This window comes from Enterococcus sp. AZ101, from assembly GCF_050499005.1.
GTDB classification, from domain to species: Bacteria; Bacillota; Bacilli; order Lactobacillales; family Enterococcaceae; genus Enterococcus_L; species Enterococcus_L ureilyticus.
The window spans coordinates 920,379-935,785 of sequence record NZ_JBMHEZ010000002.1; the positions used below are offsets into that span (position 1 = coordinate 920,379).

Consider the following 15,407-nt stretch of genomic DNA (forward strand, 5'->3'; position numbering starts at 1 on the left):
TATTTGTATCACAGGAATGTAAAACCTTGTTTAAGCTTTTCCTCGTCCTATATTTCAAGTCAAAAATATGCTAAAATGAAAAGGTATGTTAATGAAAAGAGGTATCTATATATGGCAGAAGCTTATAGTCAAGAAGTAGTTGATTTACTTCAAAAAGAATTGACGGAATATCGTTCAAAACAACTAACGACAGTGCTGACTTTATTAAATGAAGGAAACACTGTTCCTTTTATTGCACGTTATCGTAAAGAAATGACAGGTAGTTTAGATGAGGTACAAATTCGTGAAATCGAAGAACGGTATACGTATTTAGGCAATCTAGAAAAACGTAAAGAAGAAGTTTTACGTTTGATCGAAGAACAAGATAAACTAACAGAAGACTTAGCCAAATCTATTCAAAAAGCCACAAAAATGCAGCAAGTAGAAGATTTATATCGTCCTTACAAACAAAAACGCCGGACCAAAGCAACCATTGCAAAAGAAAAAGGACTTGAACCTTTGGCAGATTGGCTACAAAGTTTTCCTGTAGAAGCAGATGTTTTGTTAGAAGCGGAAAAATATATCGATTTGGAAAAAGAAGTCGCTTCCGCTGAGGCTGCACTCCAAGGGGCACATGAAATCATCGCTGAGCGTGTGAGCGATGAGCCTAAATTTAGAAGTTGGATTCGTGATTTTACGTTCAAACAAGGACAATACATCAGCACAGTAAAAAATGAAGAAAAAGATGAAAAATCAGTTTATGAAATGTATTATGATTTTTCCGAACCGGTCAGCAAAATGGTTTCCCACAGAGTATTGGCCACAAATCGCGGTGAAAAAGAAGATATTTTAAAGGTAGCAATTTTAGTCGACGAGGAAAAAATCAGCTCTTATTTGGAACGTCAATTGATTGGGAACAATAAACAATCGACTACTGTTCCTTATGTTGAAGCTGCCTATTTAGATAGCTATAAACGCTTTATCGGTCCAGCCATCGAACGCGAAATTCGTAATGAATTAACTGAAAAAGCAGATGAACAAGCCATCAATATTTTTGGAGAAAACTTACGTAATCTATTACTGCAACCACCATTGAAAGGCAAAGTGGTTTTAGGATTTGACCCAGCCTATCGTACAGGCTGTAAATTAGCAATCGTCGATGCGACTGGAAAAGTTTTAGCCATTCAAGTGATTTATCCGCATAAACCAGCATCTGGAGAAAAACGTGCCGCAGCAGGACCTGCTTTCAATAAATTGATCGAAGAGCATCAAGTTGAAATGGTAGCAATCGGAAATGGAACCGCTAGTCGTGAATCAGAATTATTTGTTGCTGAACAGCTTAAACAAATCAAACGAGAAGTTTTTTATGTGATCGTCAATGAAGCCGGAGCTTCTGTTTATTCGGCAAGTGATGTAGCAAGAGCTGAATTTCCAGAACTACAAGTCGAAGAAAGAAGTGCCGTCAGCATCGCTCGTCGTTTGCAAGATCCTCTAGCTGAATTAGTAAAAATCGATCCTAAAGCCGTTGGTGTAGGTCAATATCAACATGATGTGTCACAAAAACGTTTAGCAGAACAATTAGATTTCGTTGTAGAAACGGCGGTTAACCAAGTTGGCGTCAACGTAAATACCGCTAGCCCACAATTATTGCAACACATCTCTGGGTTAAACAAAACGACAGCCCAAAATTTAATGGCTTATCGTGATGAAAATGGCGCTTTTACTGCTCGTAATCAAGTAAAAAAAGTACCGCGTTTAGGACCAAAAGCCTATGAGCAAGCGATTGGTTTCTTACGAATTCCAAATGGAAAGAATATTTTGGACAATACCGGTATTCACCCTGAAAGTTATGACGTAGCAAAAGGAATTTTAGAAAAAGCAAACGTTCAATTAGCAGAGCTTGGAACAAATGAAGCAATCCAAAAGATGAAGGCATTACCCTTAACCGAGTTAGAAACTGAGTTTGCCGTCGGTCGTGAAACACTAAAAGATATTATTGCCGCGCTAGTGCAACCAGGAAGAGATATGCGTGATGAAATGCCTGCACCTCTTTTAAGAAAAGATGTTTTATCTATGGAAGACCTTAAATCGGGTATGGAGCTACAAGGAACCGTACGTAATGTAATCGATTTTGGCGCGTTTGTTGATATCGGTGTGAAGCAAGATGGTTTAGTGCATATCTCAAAACTTAGCACAAAATTTGTGAAACATCCGACAGACATTGTTGCGGTAGGAGACGTTGTGACCGTTTGGGTGGAAGATCTTGATACGAAGAAAGGGCGCATCAGTTTAACGATGCTGCCACAAGCTGAAAGGAAAGAATAGTCTTGAGCAGTTTTTCTAAAGAAGAAAAACCAACCAAACAAGTGTTGACAGATGATCAATTACAAGTATTGGTAGAAGAAATTTCATTGAGCTTTTTCAGGAAAAAGTTTCAGCACAAAGCTTTTTTTAACCGACGTCTGAGAACAACTGGAGGACGTTATCATTTAGGATCCCATAACATTGATTTTAATCCGAAAGTGTTTGAACGTTATGGTGAAATCGAATTGATCAATGTTATCAAACACGAATTGTGTCACTATCACCTTCACTTAGAAGGTAAAGGGTACCAACATAAAGATGCAGAGTTTAAATCGCTGTTAAAAAAAACAGGTGGTAGTCGTTATGTTCGCCCTTTGGTAGACCAAAAAGCGCAATCGTATCATCAATATCAGTGTAAAAAATGTCAAACATTGATTTTACGCAAAAGAAGAATCAACACGCAACGTTATGTTTGCGGAAAATGTAGCGGAAAATTAGTGGAATTGAATTAGAAAATGTAGCTAGACTATACCGTCTTTTCTTTTAGCAGATAAGGCGGTATTACTATAGAAACAAGTAAAAAAGGTAGGGAATTGAGATGATCACACATTGGAATACGGTTATCAACTTTCTGTCAGCTAAAGAAAAAGTAACTGGGAAATATGATTTGGCCATTCTAGCTGGAAATAGTTTACCTTATTTAGCAGATGAGCTGATCCATTTATATAAACAAGAAATGGTGTCTGCTGTTATGTTAGTTGGAGGCATTGGTCATGCTACGCCATTTTTGCGTCACAATTTCCAACGTAAGGGAATTAAGTTAGCGGCTGCTAGTGAAACTGAGATGTACTTAGAATACTTTAAGTTAAAGTACGGTTTAGATAAGATGTTATTTTTAACAGAGCAGACATCAACCAATTCAGGTGAAAATGCTGTTTTTTCACTAAATATAATAAAAGCTGCTGGTTTAAATCCTAAGAAGGTTTTGCTGTTGCAAGATCCATTATTACAAAGAAGAATCAAAGCAACTTTTGAAAAAGAATGGCAAAACACTGATACGCTCTTTACCAATTATGTGCCGATCGTACCATTCATTCAATCATTTTCTGATCCGCTTCTATTCGAAGACGATCAGCTGAACGGATTGTGGAGTAAAGAGTATTTTCTGTCTTTAGTTTTAGGTGAGATTCCTCGACTAAGAAATGACGAATTTGGTTATGGACCTAACGGGGCTAACTATATTGATGCAATTGAAATCCCAGAAAGCGTCAATCAGTCCTACGAAAAATTATGTCAAGTTTATGATTATGAATATCAGAGATAGGCGATCAAAGCTTATTAAGCAGTCATTTAAAAGAAAAAGCATCATCTCCTTATTGAAATATTGACAAAATGAAGGACCTATTTTATCATAGATTAAGATAGCTATTATGAAGTATCTTATGCGGTCATGGCGGAATGGCAGACGCGCCAGCTTGAGGGGCTGGTGGGGGCAACCCCGTGGAAGTTCGAGTCTTCTTGGCCGCATAGTTCAGTGGTAAACCTTGTTATAATAAGGTTTACCACTTTTTTTACAACTGTATAAAAGTTCTGATGCACCTAGTGAAACAATGATTTATAGAAAATATAGGTATGTCAATAACCTTTGATACTGAAACAAAATAAGAAGTTGAGGAGTAAGTAGCAAGTAAATAGAAGCCAACTGCTAGAAGTCTATAATTTAGTATATGTTAATCAGTAGGCTATTAATAATGTCATTATCGCCTGAAAATAAGCAATTAATAAGCTAGTATAATATTGATGTAAGAGATAGTAAGTTTAAAAGCATACTATCTCTTTTTTATTCATAAATCAGTAACATTATATAAAATTAAATAACGAAAATATCATATATAACTATCTATATATATCTGCTTTTGGTAAAATAAATATTGATTAAGGTTTAAATAAGTTTCATCCTGTTCAGAAGGAGATAATATTTTGAAAAAATTATATTTATTTTTAGGAGAACTAATTATAATGAGTGGATTAACTGGTTGTGAAACAAAAAATAAAGCGGAAATTGAACAAAGTTTTGATAAAATATTAGCAATATATCCAACACCAAATCTGGAAAGTTTCTACGATATGGAAGGGTACCGAGATGATGAATTTGATAAAGTTGATAAGGGAGTTTGGGTGTTAAATTCTGACTTTTCATTGAGTAAAACAGAAGAAGGAGGTTTATTCACAGAAGGCATGTTACTAAGAATCAATAGAAATACAAGAAAAGCAAAAGGATTTTATTATACTAGAAAAACTTCTAATGATTTAAGTAAGCCTATTGAGAAAGAAAAGTATCCAGTTATATATGATGATAGTGGTTTTCATTTATTAGGAGATGTCCAAGGAGAAGAAACTAAAAAGAAGGTTGAAAAATTCAAGTTCTTTGTTCAGTATGGAAACTTTGATAAATTAGATAAATATAAAAATATAAAAAAAATGTATAATCCAGAAGTTCCATTTTATGAATTAGAATATCAATTAATGAATGAAGATTCAAATGTTCAAGCATTGAGAAGTAAGTACGATATTGTTACGGATAAATCTCCTACTTTATTGCTGAAAGGAACTGGGGACTTAGAAGGTAATTCAATTGGCTATAAACAGTTAGAATTTAGATTTGATAAGAAGTTAAGCATATTTTTCACAGATTCTATAGATTTCCAACCTGTCTCGCAGGAGGATATCATAAATGAGTGATTATAAATTCAAATTCATTTGCCGAAAATGTAGGTATGTCAATAACCTTTGATACTGAAACAAAACAAGAAGTTGAAGAGCAAGTAGCAGAAATTGCAACAGTAAATAAAAGCTAACTGCTAGAAGTCTATAATTTAGTATATGCTAATCAGTTGGCTATTGATAATGCACTATTGCAGTGCAAGAAGTAGTTAATAAGTTAGTATAATATCAAAATATTAATATAGGAGATAATCAGTTGCAAAACAAACTTTCTCTTTTTTATCCATAAATCAGTAACATTATTTAAAATTAAATAACGAAAATGTAATATATAACTATCTATTACAGTCTAGTTTTGGTAAAATAAATATTGATTAAGGTGTAAATAAATTTCATCCTGTCAAGGAGGAGAAAATATTTTGAAAAAATTATATTTATTTATAGGAGGACTAATTATAATGAGTGGATTAACTGGATGTGAAACAAAAAATAAAGCAGAAATTGAACAAAGTTTTGATAAAGTATTAGCAATGTATCCAACACCGAATTTAGAGAGTTTTTATGATATGGAAGGCTATCGAGATGATGAATTCGCTAAGGATGATATGGGCGTTTGGTTACTGCATTCCAGTATGTCTATTAGTGAATCGGAAGATTCAGGATTAGTTACAGAAGGAATGGTTTTACGAATGAATCGCAATACTAAAACAGCGAAGGGATATTATTATACCGATACAACATGGAATGAGTTAAGTAAAAATACAGAAGAAAAAAGATATCCAGTTATGTATGATGGACGAGGTTTCCATCTAGTAAAAGATACTAATGATGCCAATTTGAAAGAAAAAATCTATAATTTTCAATTCTTTGTTCAATATGGAAATTTTTCTAAGTTAGATACTTATAAAAATCTGCGGAAAATGTATAATTCAGAAGTACCAATGTACGAATTAGAATATCAATTAACAAATACTGATAAAAATGTTGAATCATTACGAGAAAGATATGATATTTCAACAGAAAAAGCTCCAACTCTATTATTAAAGGGAAGAGGAGATTTAGATGGAAGTTCTGTAGGATATAAGGAAATAGAGTTCACTTTTGATAAGAAAATTGATATATTTTTTAGTGATTCAATTGATTTTCAACCGCTATCACAGGAGGACATCATAAATGGATAGTTATGAATTTAATAAGGATAAAATAGAAAAGTTAAATAGTAATAGTGAAAATACTAGTGCGATATCCACGATAGCTTATGAAGTTGAGAATGCACACTTCCATAAAGTGCCACCTAAAAAAATTAAAACGCAAATTAAAAATTTAAAAAAGAAGGGGAAATTTCCATCAAATTTAGACTATGTAGACTCATTCTACGACCCTAAAACAAGTTCAAGTGGTGTAGCTTTTCTAGATAACAATACTGGAAAGGTAGTTGTAGGTTTTGCAGGAACAAATGGGGAAAATGGAAAACAAGATGAAAACAAAGATAGAGCGCAGTGGGTTAATATTGCTTTAGAAGGGGATGGCCCCTCTTCTTCATATTTTAACGCAAGTCATACATTTATGAATGACTTAAAGGCAGCTGGGTATGATGTAGGAACAGTTACAGGTCATTCTCTGGGCGGTCGAAATGGAGCAATTATGGGAATGTCTCATGGAGTACCCCATATTGTCCTTTATAACTCTGCACCTCTAATGAATATGTTAGTAGGAATACCTACACCGAGGGCGCTAGCCAATGTAAATGAGCTAGAAAATTTATTAAAAGGATATAAAGGAGAAGTTATCTATTTTGTTTCAGAAAAAGATATTTTAAATAACATTGCTGGGATAGGAAACTCAAGTTTGTATCCTGGGAAAATTTACGTGTTAAAAAACGGAAAACCGCATGATATTACGGGATTTTTGACAAAAAAAGAACAAGAATTTATTCGTCAACATACACCAAACTTAAACAAAATCAATATTGCTATAAAAAAAGTTCATGATAATACAAGCAAACAATTGAATGACCTAGTAAATTTACGTTTAAAATTCTTGAAAAGTGGAGGAGGATTATCTGCCTCAGAGGAAATTTATTTAGATGCATCTGAAGCATTGATTTTAACTAAAGGAATGAGAGATACACTGCAAATTGAGATAGATGATATCAAAAAAATGTATCAAGAAGCAAAGAAAGATTTTGATAAGTTATGGACGAATACAGTCAAAATGGGAGATTCTGTGGGGGCCACATTAGTTCAAGGCGAAGTAGTTGATTCTTTAAATGCAGGTGGAGCAACAGAACCATTTGTCCGAATAGAACCAAAAGAAGAATTTGAACAAAAGATTTCAGAACTCACTGCAATTCAACAAGAATATCATGAATTAATCGGGCAAATACAAACATCTATCAACAAACAAGTAGAAACAGACCAAGAGTTAGCCCAACAAATAAGGGGATAAATATTTATGGAAAGAACATATATAAATCAACTAGCAGATTTAGAATCAGAGTATGAAAAGAGCCAAAGAAAGATTGAAGATGAGTTAGAAGAAGTGTTCTATGAAAAACAAAAGTTTGGTCGTGAGTTAGAAAATCTTTCAGAAAATTATTGCTATCATTATCAGCAAGCAGAATATAGTGAACCAGTAAATATGAGTAGAGTATACCATCTGTTAGAACAATGCAAAGATGATGGGGATAGGGTTGTTAATCAAACAATGAAAGAATTAGAAGATAAACAAGAAGAAAATACGATTCATTATAAGAAACAAACCCGATTAATAGAAGATGAACTTACTCTTTTAAAAGAGAAGGAGAGAAAAAAAGAAAATGAGTAGTGAAAAAATGAAAATGGAGTTAAAAAGATTAAGAAAAGAATTGGAAAAAGCACTGATACGTGGCATGGTTGCTCCGCCATGTGTTCAAACGGCAGAAACGAAAAAGCAACTAGTTAAAAGCATGGGACAAGCTAGAGTAGAACGATTAAAAAATAGTAGTGCAAACTATATTTCAAACTTTCAATCCTCAGCTAAAGGGGCGTGGGTAACAAAAGTAAAGACAACGTTTGAAAATACCTCAAAAAAACTAACAACTATCACAGAAGAAGGAAAACGATGAGCTTCTAAAAGTTCATCATTTTTTTGTATCGTTTAGAAAAGAGTGTGATGTAATACGCAACAACCAGATAATCAAGATCAAGGTTCTTTTTTATCCATTAAGAAATAAGACAAGGTAACATAGTGTGCTACAACTAATACTACACCTGCTCTATCATTCGTCGAATAAAGAAGAATGTTGAAAAAAATATAACCACACAAGAGAAGAAGATTAGTAAAATAATAAAAAACAAATCATTTAATTGAGTTAAATTTAACTCAAGAGTACTCATAAAATCTGAAATAAATTGATTAACGATTATTTTTCCAACAACAGCAGATAGTGGTAAAAGTATACTTAAACAAATGACAGGTTGAATGGCAAATTCAAAACTCAGGATAGAAAAAGGAAGCCCAATAAAACTCATAGTGCGAATATCATCTTTTTGCATGAAGAAAAATGAACGAAAAGCATTTCTGGTATAGAAAATCAAAAAAAGAAATGACGTAAAAAAGATAATAGCAATTAAAAAATGAAAAATATTAACAGGAATCAATGTAATAAAATTATCTTCATTCATCAGCATGTTTTTCCAAGAATTAAAAAGACTGAATAAGTAGTAACTTGTAAAAGTAAAAGAACCAATTAAAAAAATGATAAGTATAGTAAAAAGTAATTCTTTTGTTCGAACTAAATTTTTTATAGCATTTTCAATAGAGTAGAGTAAGTGATACATTTCTGATCCTCCAAATACGACGTATAGTTAAAAAACTAAATATTTTTCATCAATTAATTACATTATACTCTTTTTTATATAGTAGAAAGATTACACAGTATGTCATTCCAATTAAAATGATTACAGATTAAAATAGTCTTGGCTAAAGAGTATTTTTTATTTTGTCTAATAGTAGCTAAGAACCATTTACAAAAGTATATTTAGCGTTATAATGAGTGTAAATGTTTTTTGACATTTTTAGTTTTATTCTATTTTAGGATTGGAGGATTATTTAATGAGATTAGAAGGCAAAATTGCGTTGATCACTGGTGCTTCAATGGGGATGGGGAAAGAACATGCTACCTTATTCAGCAAGGAAGGTGCGACCGTTTATATTGCAGACATTGATGACGAAAAAGGAAGTAAGACCGCTGCTGCGTTAGGAGACAAGGCCCATTTTCTGCATTTAGATGTTACCAAAGAAGAGCAATGGCAAGCTGCAATAGAGCAAATTGAAAAAGAAAAAGGTGTTTTAGATATTCTTGTTAATAATGCAGGAATTAGTGTATTTAATGAATTGATCAATACCAGTCAAGAAGAATTTATGAGAACGATAGAGATTAATCAATTATCTGTCTTTTTAGGAATGAAGACAGCTGTATCACTTATGGAAAAAAGTCGTTCTGCTTCGATTATTGATATATCTTCGATTGAAGGATTTGAAGGGAGTATTGGCGGTTACGGTTACGTCAGTTCGAAATTTGCAGTTAGGGGACTAACAAAATGTGCTGCGTTAGAATTTGCAGATAAGAATATTCGAGTAAATTCTGTTCATCCAGGCGGCGTTATCACACCAATGGTGACCCAAGCGACTGGAGAACAAAAAAAAGCTATTGAACAATTCGAACAAACAATTCCTATGAAAAGAATGGCAGAGCCAAAGGAAATTTCAAAATTAGTTTTATTTTTAGCTTCGGATGATTCTTCCTATTCAACAGGCAGTGAATTTATAGCAGATGGTGGGATTTTAGCTTAATCATTAGATTTTATTCAATTGTAACTTGAGGCTTAGACAGAAGTGTTTAACTCCAAGAAATAAGAGGAAATTTACGAAAATGACAAGAACACGGAATTTTCAATTTCGATGCGAGCTGATTCCTAATTGTTGTTCTTCAAATTTTTGTGACCAAGTAAGTACTGTACAATATCAACATATTTCCGAAGGAGTTGCTTCCTGCTCCCACCGGTTATTCGGATTCCTTGAGTCTGAGAGATAACTCGTAGAGTTATTTCCCAGACTCAAGTTTTTTCTTTAAAAGAGTGAACTATAAATTTATCTAAAGGCATTGCCGTTGTGTGCATTTCAGATACGTTTTTTCTATACATCTTATATAATGAAGAAAATATAGTTAGGAGGGTATGATATGGTAATCAAACGAACATGGTGGAAGGAAGCTGTTGGATATCAGATCTATCCGGCTAGTTTTATGGATACAAATAACGATGGGATCGGTGATTTAAATGGGATTCGTTCAAAACTAGATTATCTCAAGGATTTGGGCATTGGTTTTATCTGGATTACCCCTATTTACGAATCTCCTAATGTGGACAATGGCTATGATATCAGTGACTATCAAAACATTATGGGACTATTTGGTAAAATGGAAGAATTTGATTTATTGTTATCAGAAGCCCACGAATATGGAATCAAGGTAATCATGGATTTAGTGATTAATCATACTTCTAATCAACACTCTTGGTTTATTGAATCAAGATCTTCTGTAAAAGATGATTATCGAGACTACTATATTTGGGCAGATGGTACAATAGATGGACCGCCAAATGATTGGTTATCTATTTTTGGAGGATCTGCTTGGGAATATGATGAAACAACTAAGCAGTATTATCTCCATGTTTTTGCCAAGGAACAGCCCGATCTGAATTGGGAAAATCCTCGTGTCAAAAGAGATTTATTTACTATGGTCAATTGGTGGTTAGATAAAGGAATCGATGGATTTCGTGTCGATGCTATTTCTCATATTAAAAAGGCGCCATTTACAACAAGCTTAACGGAAGATCCTTTTGCGGTATTTAAAAATGTTCCAGGAATTGAAACACATTTAGAAGAGTTAAGGAATATTTTTAAAAAAAGGGACATTCTAACAGTAGGAGAAGCCAATGGCGTAAGTGCGGCTGAAGCGCATAACTGGGTAGGCGAGTCAGAAGGGTATTTCAATATGCTTTTTGAATTTGACCACATTTCTCTCTGGAACAAAGAGGAACAAGAAGGCTTAGATGTTATCCAGTTTAAACAAGCGCTCACTGCTTGGCAAAATGCCTTAGCAGATGGAAAAGGCTGGAACGCTCTTTATATGGAAAATCATGATATTCCACGCTCAGTATCTAGTTTTGGCAGTGAGGAGGCCGTTTTCTGGCAAGCGTCTGCTAAAGCGTTAGCTTTAACGTTTCTTTTGTTGCAGGGAACCCCGTTTATTTATCAAGGGCAAGAAATTGGAATGACCAATATGCCATTTGCTTCGATCGATGATATCGATGCAGTTGATACTAAAAACTTTTATCATGAAATGATTCAAGCTGGGGTTACACCGCAAAAAGCGATGAATGTGATTCGTAAAACGGCTAGAGATAATGCAAGAACACCCATGCAGTGGACAGCAGAAGAATACGCTGGTTTCTCAAAAAGAGAGCCATGGATGGTGATCAACCCAAATAAGCAAGTGATCAATGTGTTGGATGAATTAACAGATCCAGCATCTGTTATAAATTTTTATAAAGAAGTAATTCAGCTGAGAAATCATAGCGACGCATTAATTTATGGTGGATATACATTATATTTGCCTGACCACCCTCAGCTTTTTGTGTATGGTCGTTATTTAGCTGATGAACGATATGTTGTCATCATCAATTTATCCAATGAATTTGCTTCGGCTGATTTACCAGACAATGTTCAGATTGAAGACTGGGTGCTGCAATTGTGTAATTTAGATGATCATCCGATTCACCAACACACAATGTTTGCTCCATATGAAGCAAGGGTATATAAACACAAATAAAAAGCGAGTGTAAAACAAAAGTGAATTTTATTTTTGTTTTACACTCGCTTTTATTCAGTTGCTTCAAGAAACGTAAACATTCGTTCAAGTAATTCCTCTAAAGAAACGTCCTTAGCACTTTGCATTGTGATGTTGATTTCATATGAACCTAACTTTAAGTTTGCTTGGGTGGCTTTTCGTGCGATTGGACTTAACGACGCTAAGAATGCTTCTCTATTTTTAAGTCTAATCGTGATGAAATTTTGACCAGAAATAGTAAAAATACCGATATCAGAGACGTCGTCCCAAGGAATCAAATGATCTTTTGTAGCCATAGCACTAGAATAATCATAAAAACCTTGTTTTGTTAAGACGACAACTGGCTTTTCCGAAAATAATTGCTTTATAGAATAGATAGAAAAAAAACCAAATAAAGTAACGCCGATTATGCCAATCAACGTAATAATATAAGTAGAACTTGAGCCTAAAAAATCGATTTCAAAATCCTTAGTAAAAATCAAGAAAATAGATACAATAGTCATCATAATCGCTAACATAACCAATAAAAACTGTTTTCCTTTACTTCGATACACAACAAATTCTTCTTTCATAGTACGCTCCTTTAATAACTTTTTCCTATTTATCATAGCATAAATTTCAGTTGAAAAATCGAGCTGAAAGAAAATGGGAAAAAATTTTTAGAAAATTGCTAATTTTTCATTGCTTTTTTTTTGTACGTAGCGTAACTTTAAAGATATAAATTTTGAAAATGAGGGATACTGTATGAGAAATTTTGAGAAATCTAATAAACTTGATGGTGTCAGTTATGATGTGCGTGGTCCGGTTTTAGAAGAAGCGGACAGAATGCATGAAGAGGGCATTCGTATTTTGAAACTTAATACCGGTAATCCCGCTCCGTTTGGTTTTGATGCACCAAATGAAGTAGTCCGCGATATGATCATGAATGTTCGTAATTCAGAAGGGTATTCGGATTCAAAAGGAATTTTCTCGGCCCGTAAAGCAATTGAGCAGTATTGCCAAGTCAAAGGATTTCCTAATGTGACAATCAATGATATTTATACAGGCAACGGCGTAAGTGAACTAATTTCAATGTGCATGCAAGGACTGTTGAACAATGGGGATGAAGTGCTAGTACCAATGCCAGATTACCCTTTATGGACGGCTTCGGTTTCATTAGCTGGTGGAAATCCTGTTCATTATATTTGTGATGAACAATCAGAATGGTATCCAGATATCGCAGATATCAAAGAGAAAGTGACAACTAATACAAAAGCAATTGTTTTGATTAATCCAAATAATCCAACAGGAGCATTGTATCCGAAAGAAATCTTGGAACAAATCGTTGAAGTGGCAAGACAAAATGATTTGATCATCTTCTCAGATGAAATTTATGATCGTTTAGTGATGGATGGCTTAACACATATTCCAATTGCTACACTCGCTCCTGATTTGTTTGTAGTTACACTAAATGGGTTATCTAAATCACATAGAGTTGCTGGGTTCCGTTGTGGTTGGATGGTAATGAGCGGCAATAAGAAACATGTCAAAGGATATATCGAAGGATTGAATATGTTAGCTTCGATGCGTTTATGCTCTAATGTATTGTCACAACAAATTATTCAAACAGCTTTAGGCGGTTACCAAAGTGTCGATGATCTATTACTGCCAGGTGGAAGGATTTATGAGCAACGGGAGTATATCTACAATGCGATCAATGATATTCCAGGACTTTCAGCTGTAAAACCAAAAGCCGCTTTTTATATATTTCCTAAAATCGATACCGCTCGATTTAATATCTATGACGACGAAAAATTTGTTTTAGATTTTCTTCATGAGCATCATATCTTGCTGGTACATGGTGGTGGATTTAACTGGACACAGCCAGATCATTTTAGAATCGTCTATTTACCAAAAATGGAAGACTTGAAATTTACAACGAAAAAAATGCGAGAGTTTTTAAGTACGTATAAGCAAAAATAAAACGGATGACATTTGAATAGAAAAAGAGTGACTCAAAACTGGAAAGCTTTTGAACCGACCCCAAAAAGTTAGACCAAAAATCTAATTTTTTGGAGGTCGGTATTTTTATGTCTAAATATAGCTTTGAACTTAAACTAAAAATTGTTCAAGAATATCTGGTAGGGAAAGGAGGAATACAAGCTTTAGCAAATAAGCATGGGGTTAAAGCGGCGGAACAAGTCCATAGGTGGATCAATGCTTATCAAGAATTTGGTGAAGAAGGTCTTTTACGAAAACGTCAAAATCAGAATTATTCTGTTCAATTCAAGCTAAATGCGATAGAGTTATATCAAACAAGTGAGCTCTCCTATCGTGAAGTTGCCAATATTCTTGAAATGAATAATCCAACTCTTATTGCCAACTGGATGCGAAAATTCCGAAAAGAAGGAATCGATGGGCTCTCAAAAGAGAAAGGGCGTCTATCTACCGTGCAAAAAAAAGAAGAACAGACAAAGAAGCATTTAATGAAAGAAACGCTAGAAGAACAGAATCGCATCAAAGAATTAGAAAAGCAGGTTCGTACTCTTCAAATTGAAAATGCCTTTTTAAAAGAACTGAGGAAGCTGCGAAAACAGGAAGCTCAACAACGACGAGTGAATCAATCGCGCGAATCATCGCAAGCCTCCGAGGACAGTTCAAATTAGTTGAGCTTCTTGAAGCATTGAATTTTTCTAAATCAACCTTTATATATTGGCAAAAACGATTTGACCGAAAAAATCCAAATCAGGAAATTGAAACAGAGATGCTTCATATTCGTCAAAAGCATAAAGATTACGGCTGTTTACGAATGACGAACGAACTAAGGAGCCGAGGATTCCACGTGAATAAAAAGAAAGTTCAACGCTTAATTCGAAAGCTAAGGATTGAAGTCCGCTCTTATACACGGAAATCCCGTCGCTATAGCTCGTATCGTGGAAAAGTTGGAACGATTGCCAAGAACCGAATCCAACGTCGCTTTTACACGAGTGTTTGTCATCAAAAAATAACGACAGATACAACAGAATTAAAGTATTTTGATTGTGATCCCAAAGGAATCATTCGTCAAAGAAAGTTATACTTAGATCCTTTTATGGATATGTATAATAGTGAAATTCTTTCTTATCGTATCTCAGAAAAACCAAATGCACTGGCAATAATGGAAGGATTAGAAGAAGCAATCAGACTGACGAATGATTGTCCTTATCGTCGCACCTTTCACTCAGATCAAGGTTGGGCGTATCAAATGAAAGCTTACAGCTATAAACTGAAGAAACAGAACATTTTTCAAAGTATGTCTCGAAAAGGCAATTGTCTAGATAACTCAATCATGGAGAACTTCTTTAGTCTTTTAAAACAAGAAATTTATCACGGGAAAACCTATTCTGGTTTTGAAGAACTAAAAATGGCAATTGATAACTATATCTATTATTACAACAACGAACGAATGAAAAAGAAACTGAACTGGAAAAGTCCTGTACAGTTTCGAATAGCCGAAAGTAAAGCAGCTTAATAACGAATAAAAAACGGA

15 protein-coding genes and 1 tRNA gene are annotated in these 15,407 nt (G+C 34.2%); 14 read left to right on the forward strand and 2 right to left on the reverse strand.

The window, feature by feature from the left end; all coding sequences use genetic code 11:
- Window positions 1–111 precede the first annotated feature (111 nt).
- From IGJ50_RS13670 to IGJ50_RS13710, 9 genes are all read left to right on the forward strand, one after another.
- On the forward strand, window positions 112–2,304 hold the full coding sequence (locus IGJ50_RS13670) for a Tex family protein (RefSeq protein ID WP_429950917.1): 2,193 nt from the start codon (window positions 112–114) through the stop codon (window positions 2,302–2,304).
- Between the two features lie 2 nt (window positions 2,305–2,306).
- Window positions 2,307–2,795 (forward strand): SprT family protein, encoded by a 489-nt coding sequence (locus tag IGJ50_RS13675; protein ID WP_069638543.1) that lies wholly within the window; start codon window positions 2,307–2,309, stop codon window positions 2,793–2,795.
- A gap of 86 nt (window positions 2,796–2,881) precedes the next feature.
- The gene (locus IGJ50_RS13680; protein WP_207121283.1) at window positions 2,882–3,607 is read left to right on the forward strand and encodes an ElyC/SanA/YdcF family protein; all 726 of its coding nucleotides are present in this window, start codon (window positions 2,882–2,884) and stop codon (window positions 3,605–3,607) included.
- Window positions 3,608–3,727: 120 nt separating this feature from the next.
- Window positions 3,728–3,810 (forward strand) — tRNA-Leu (locus tag IGJ50_RS13685).
- A 453-nt stretch (window positions 3,811–4,263) separates the two neighbouring features.
- A complete protein-coding gene (locus IGJ50_RS13690) occupies window positions 4,264–5,025 on the forward strand; it encodes a tandem-type lipoprotein (protein WP_429950919.1) in 762 nt (253 codons plus the stop codon).
- Window positions 5,026–5,426: 401 nt separating this feature from the next.
- Window positions 5,427–6,188, forward strand: a complete 762-nt coding sequence (locus tag IGJ50_RS13695; RefSeq protein ID WP_429950921.1) for a tandem-type lipoprotein — start codon at window positions 5,427–5,429, stop codon at window positions 6,186–6,188.
- Entirely contained in the window at window positions 6,181–7,455 is a 1,275-nt protein-coding gene (locus IGJ50_RS13700) for a hypothetical protein (protein ID WP_429950923.1), read from the forward strand. Before IGJ50_RS13695 ends, IGJ50_RS13700 begins: the two co-directional genes overlap by 8 nt.
- Window positions 7,456–7,461: 6 nt before the next feature.
- Window positions 7,462–7,833, forward strand: a complete 372-nt coding sequence (locus tag IGJ50_RS13705) for a hypothetical protein (RefSeq protein WP_429950924.1) — start codon at window positions 7,462–7,464, stop codon at window positions 7,831–7,833.
- The gene (locus IGJ50_RS13710; RefSeq protein WP_207121278.1) at window positions 7,826–8,113 is read left to right on the forward strand and encodes a hypothetical protein; all 288 of its coding nucleotides are present in this window, start codon (window positions 7,826–7,828) and stop codon (window positions 8,111–8,113) included. The genes IGJ50_RS13705 and IGJ50_RS13710 overlap by 8 nt, the downstream gene beginning before the upstream one ends.
- A 139-nt stretch (window positions 8,114–8,252) precedes the next feature.
- On the opposite strand, the gene IGJ50_RS13715 is transcribed toward IGJ50_RS13710, so the two are convergent.
- Window positions 8,253–8,828: a hypothetical protein gene (locus IGJ50_RS13715; RefSeq protein WP_429950926.1), complete on the reverse strand. Its 576-nt coding sequence runs from the start codon at window positions 8,826–8,828 to the stop codon at window positions 8,253–8,255.
- 274 nt (window positions 8,829–9,102) lie between these two features.
- Between IGJ50_RS13715 and IGJ50_RS13720 the strand changes: the two genes are divergently transcribed.
- Complete coding sequence (locus IGJ50_RS13720) at window positions 9,103–9,843, forward strand: glucose 1-dehydrogenase (RefSeq protein ID WP_429950928.1); 741 nt, start codon at window positions 9,103–9,105, stop codon at window positions 9,841–9,843.
- A 388-nt stretch (window positions 9,844–10,231) separates the two neighbouring features.
- The gene (locus IGJ50_RS13725) at window positions 10,232–11,881 is read left to right on the forward strand and encodes a glycoside hydrolase family 13 protein (RefSeq protein WP_429950930.1); all 1,650 of its coding nucleotides are present in this window, start codon (window positions 10,232–10,234) and stop codon (window positions 11,879–11,881) included.
- A gap of 50 nt (window positions 11,882–11,931) precedes the next feature.
- Here the strand turns inward: IGJ50_RS13725 and IGJ50_RS13730 are convergent, their stop codons facing one another.
- On the reverse strand, window positions 11,932–12,471 hold the full coding sequence (locus IGJ50_RS13730; RefSeq protein ID WP_429950932.1) for an STM3941 family protein: 540 nt from the start codon (window positions 12,469–12,471) through the stop codon (window positions 11,932–11,934).
- Window positions 12,472–12,643: 172 nt separating this feature from the next.
- On the opposite strand from IGJ50_RS13730, the gene IGJ50_RS13735 reads away from it, so the two are divergent.
- From IGJ50_RS13735 to IGJ50_RS13745, 3 genes are all read left to right on the forward strand, one after another.
- Entirely contained in the window at window positions 12,644–13,861 is a 1,218-nt protein-coding gene (locus IGJ50_RS13735; RefSeq protein ID WP_429950933.1) for a pyridoxal phosphate-dependent aminotransferase, read from the forward strand.
- 107 nt (window positions 13,862–13,968) lie between these two features.
- Window positions 13,969–14,544 carry a transposase gene (locus IGJ50_RS13740; RefSeq protein ID WP_429949255.1) on the forward strand — a complete coding sequence of 192 codons (576 nt, stop codon included), beginning with the start codon at window positions 13,969–13,971 and terminating at the stop codon, window positions 14,542–14,544.
- Window positions 14,514–15,389, forward strand: coding sequence for an IS3 family transposase (locus IGJ50_RS13745; protein WP_429950983.1), 876 nt, complete (start codon window positions 14,514–14,516; stop codon window positions 15,387–15,389). The genes IGJ50_RS13740 and IGJ50_RS13745 overlap by 31 nt, the downstream gene beginning before the upstream one ends.
- Window positions 15,390–15,407: the final 18 nt, after the last annotated feature.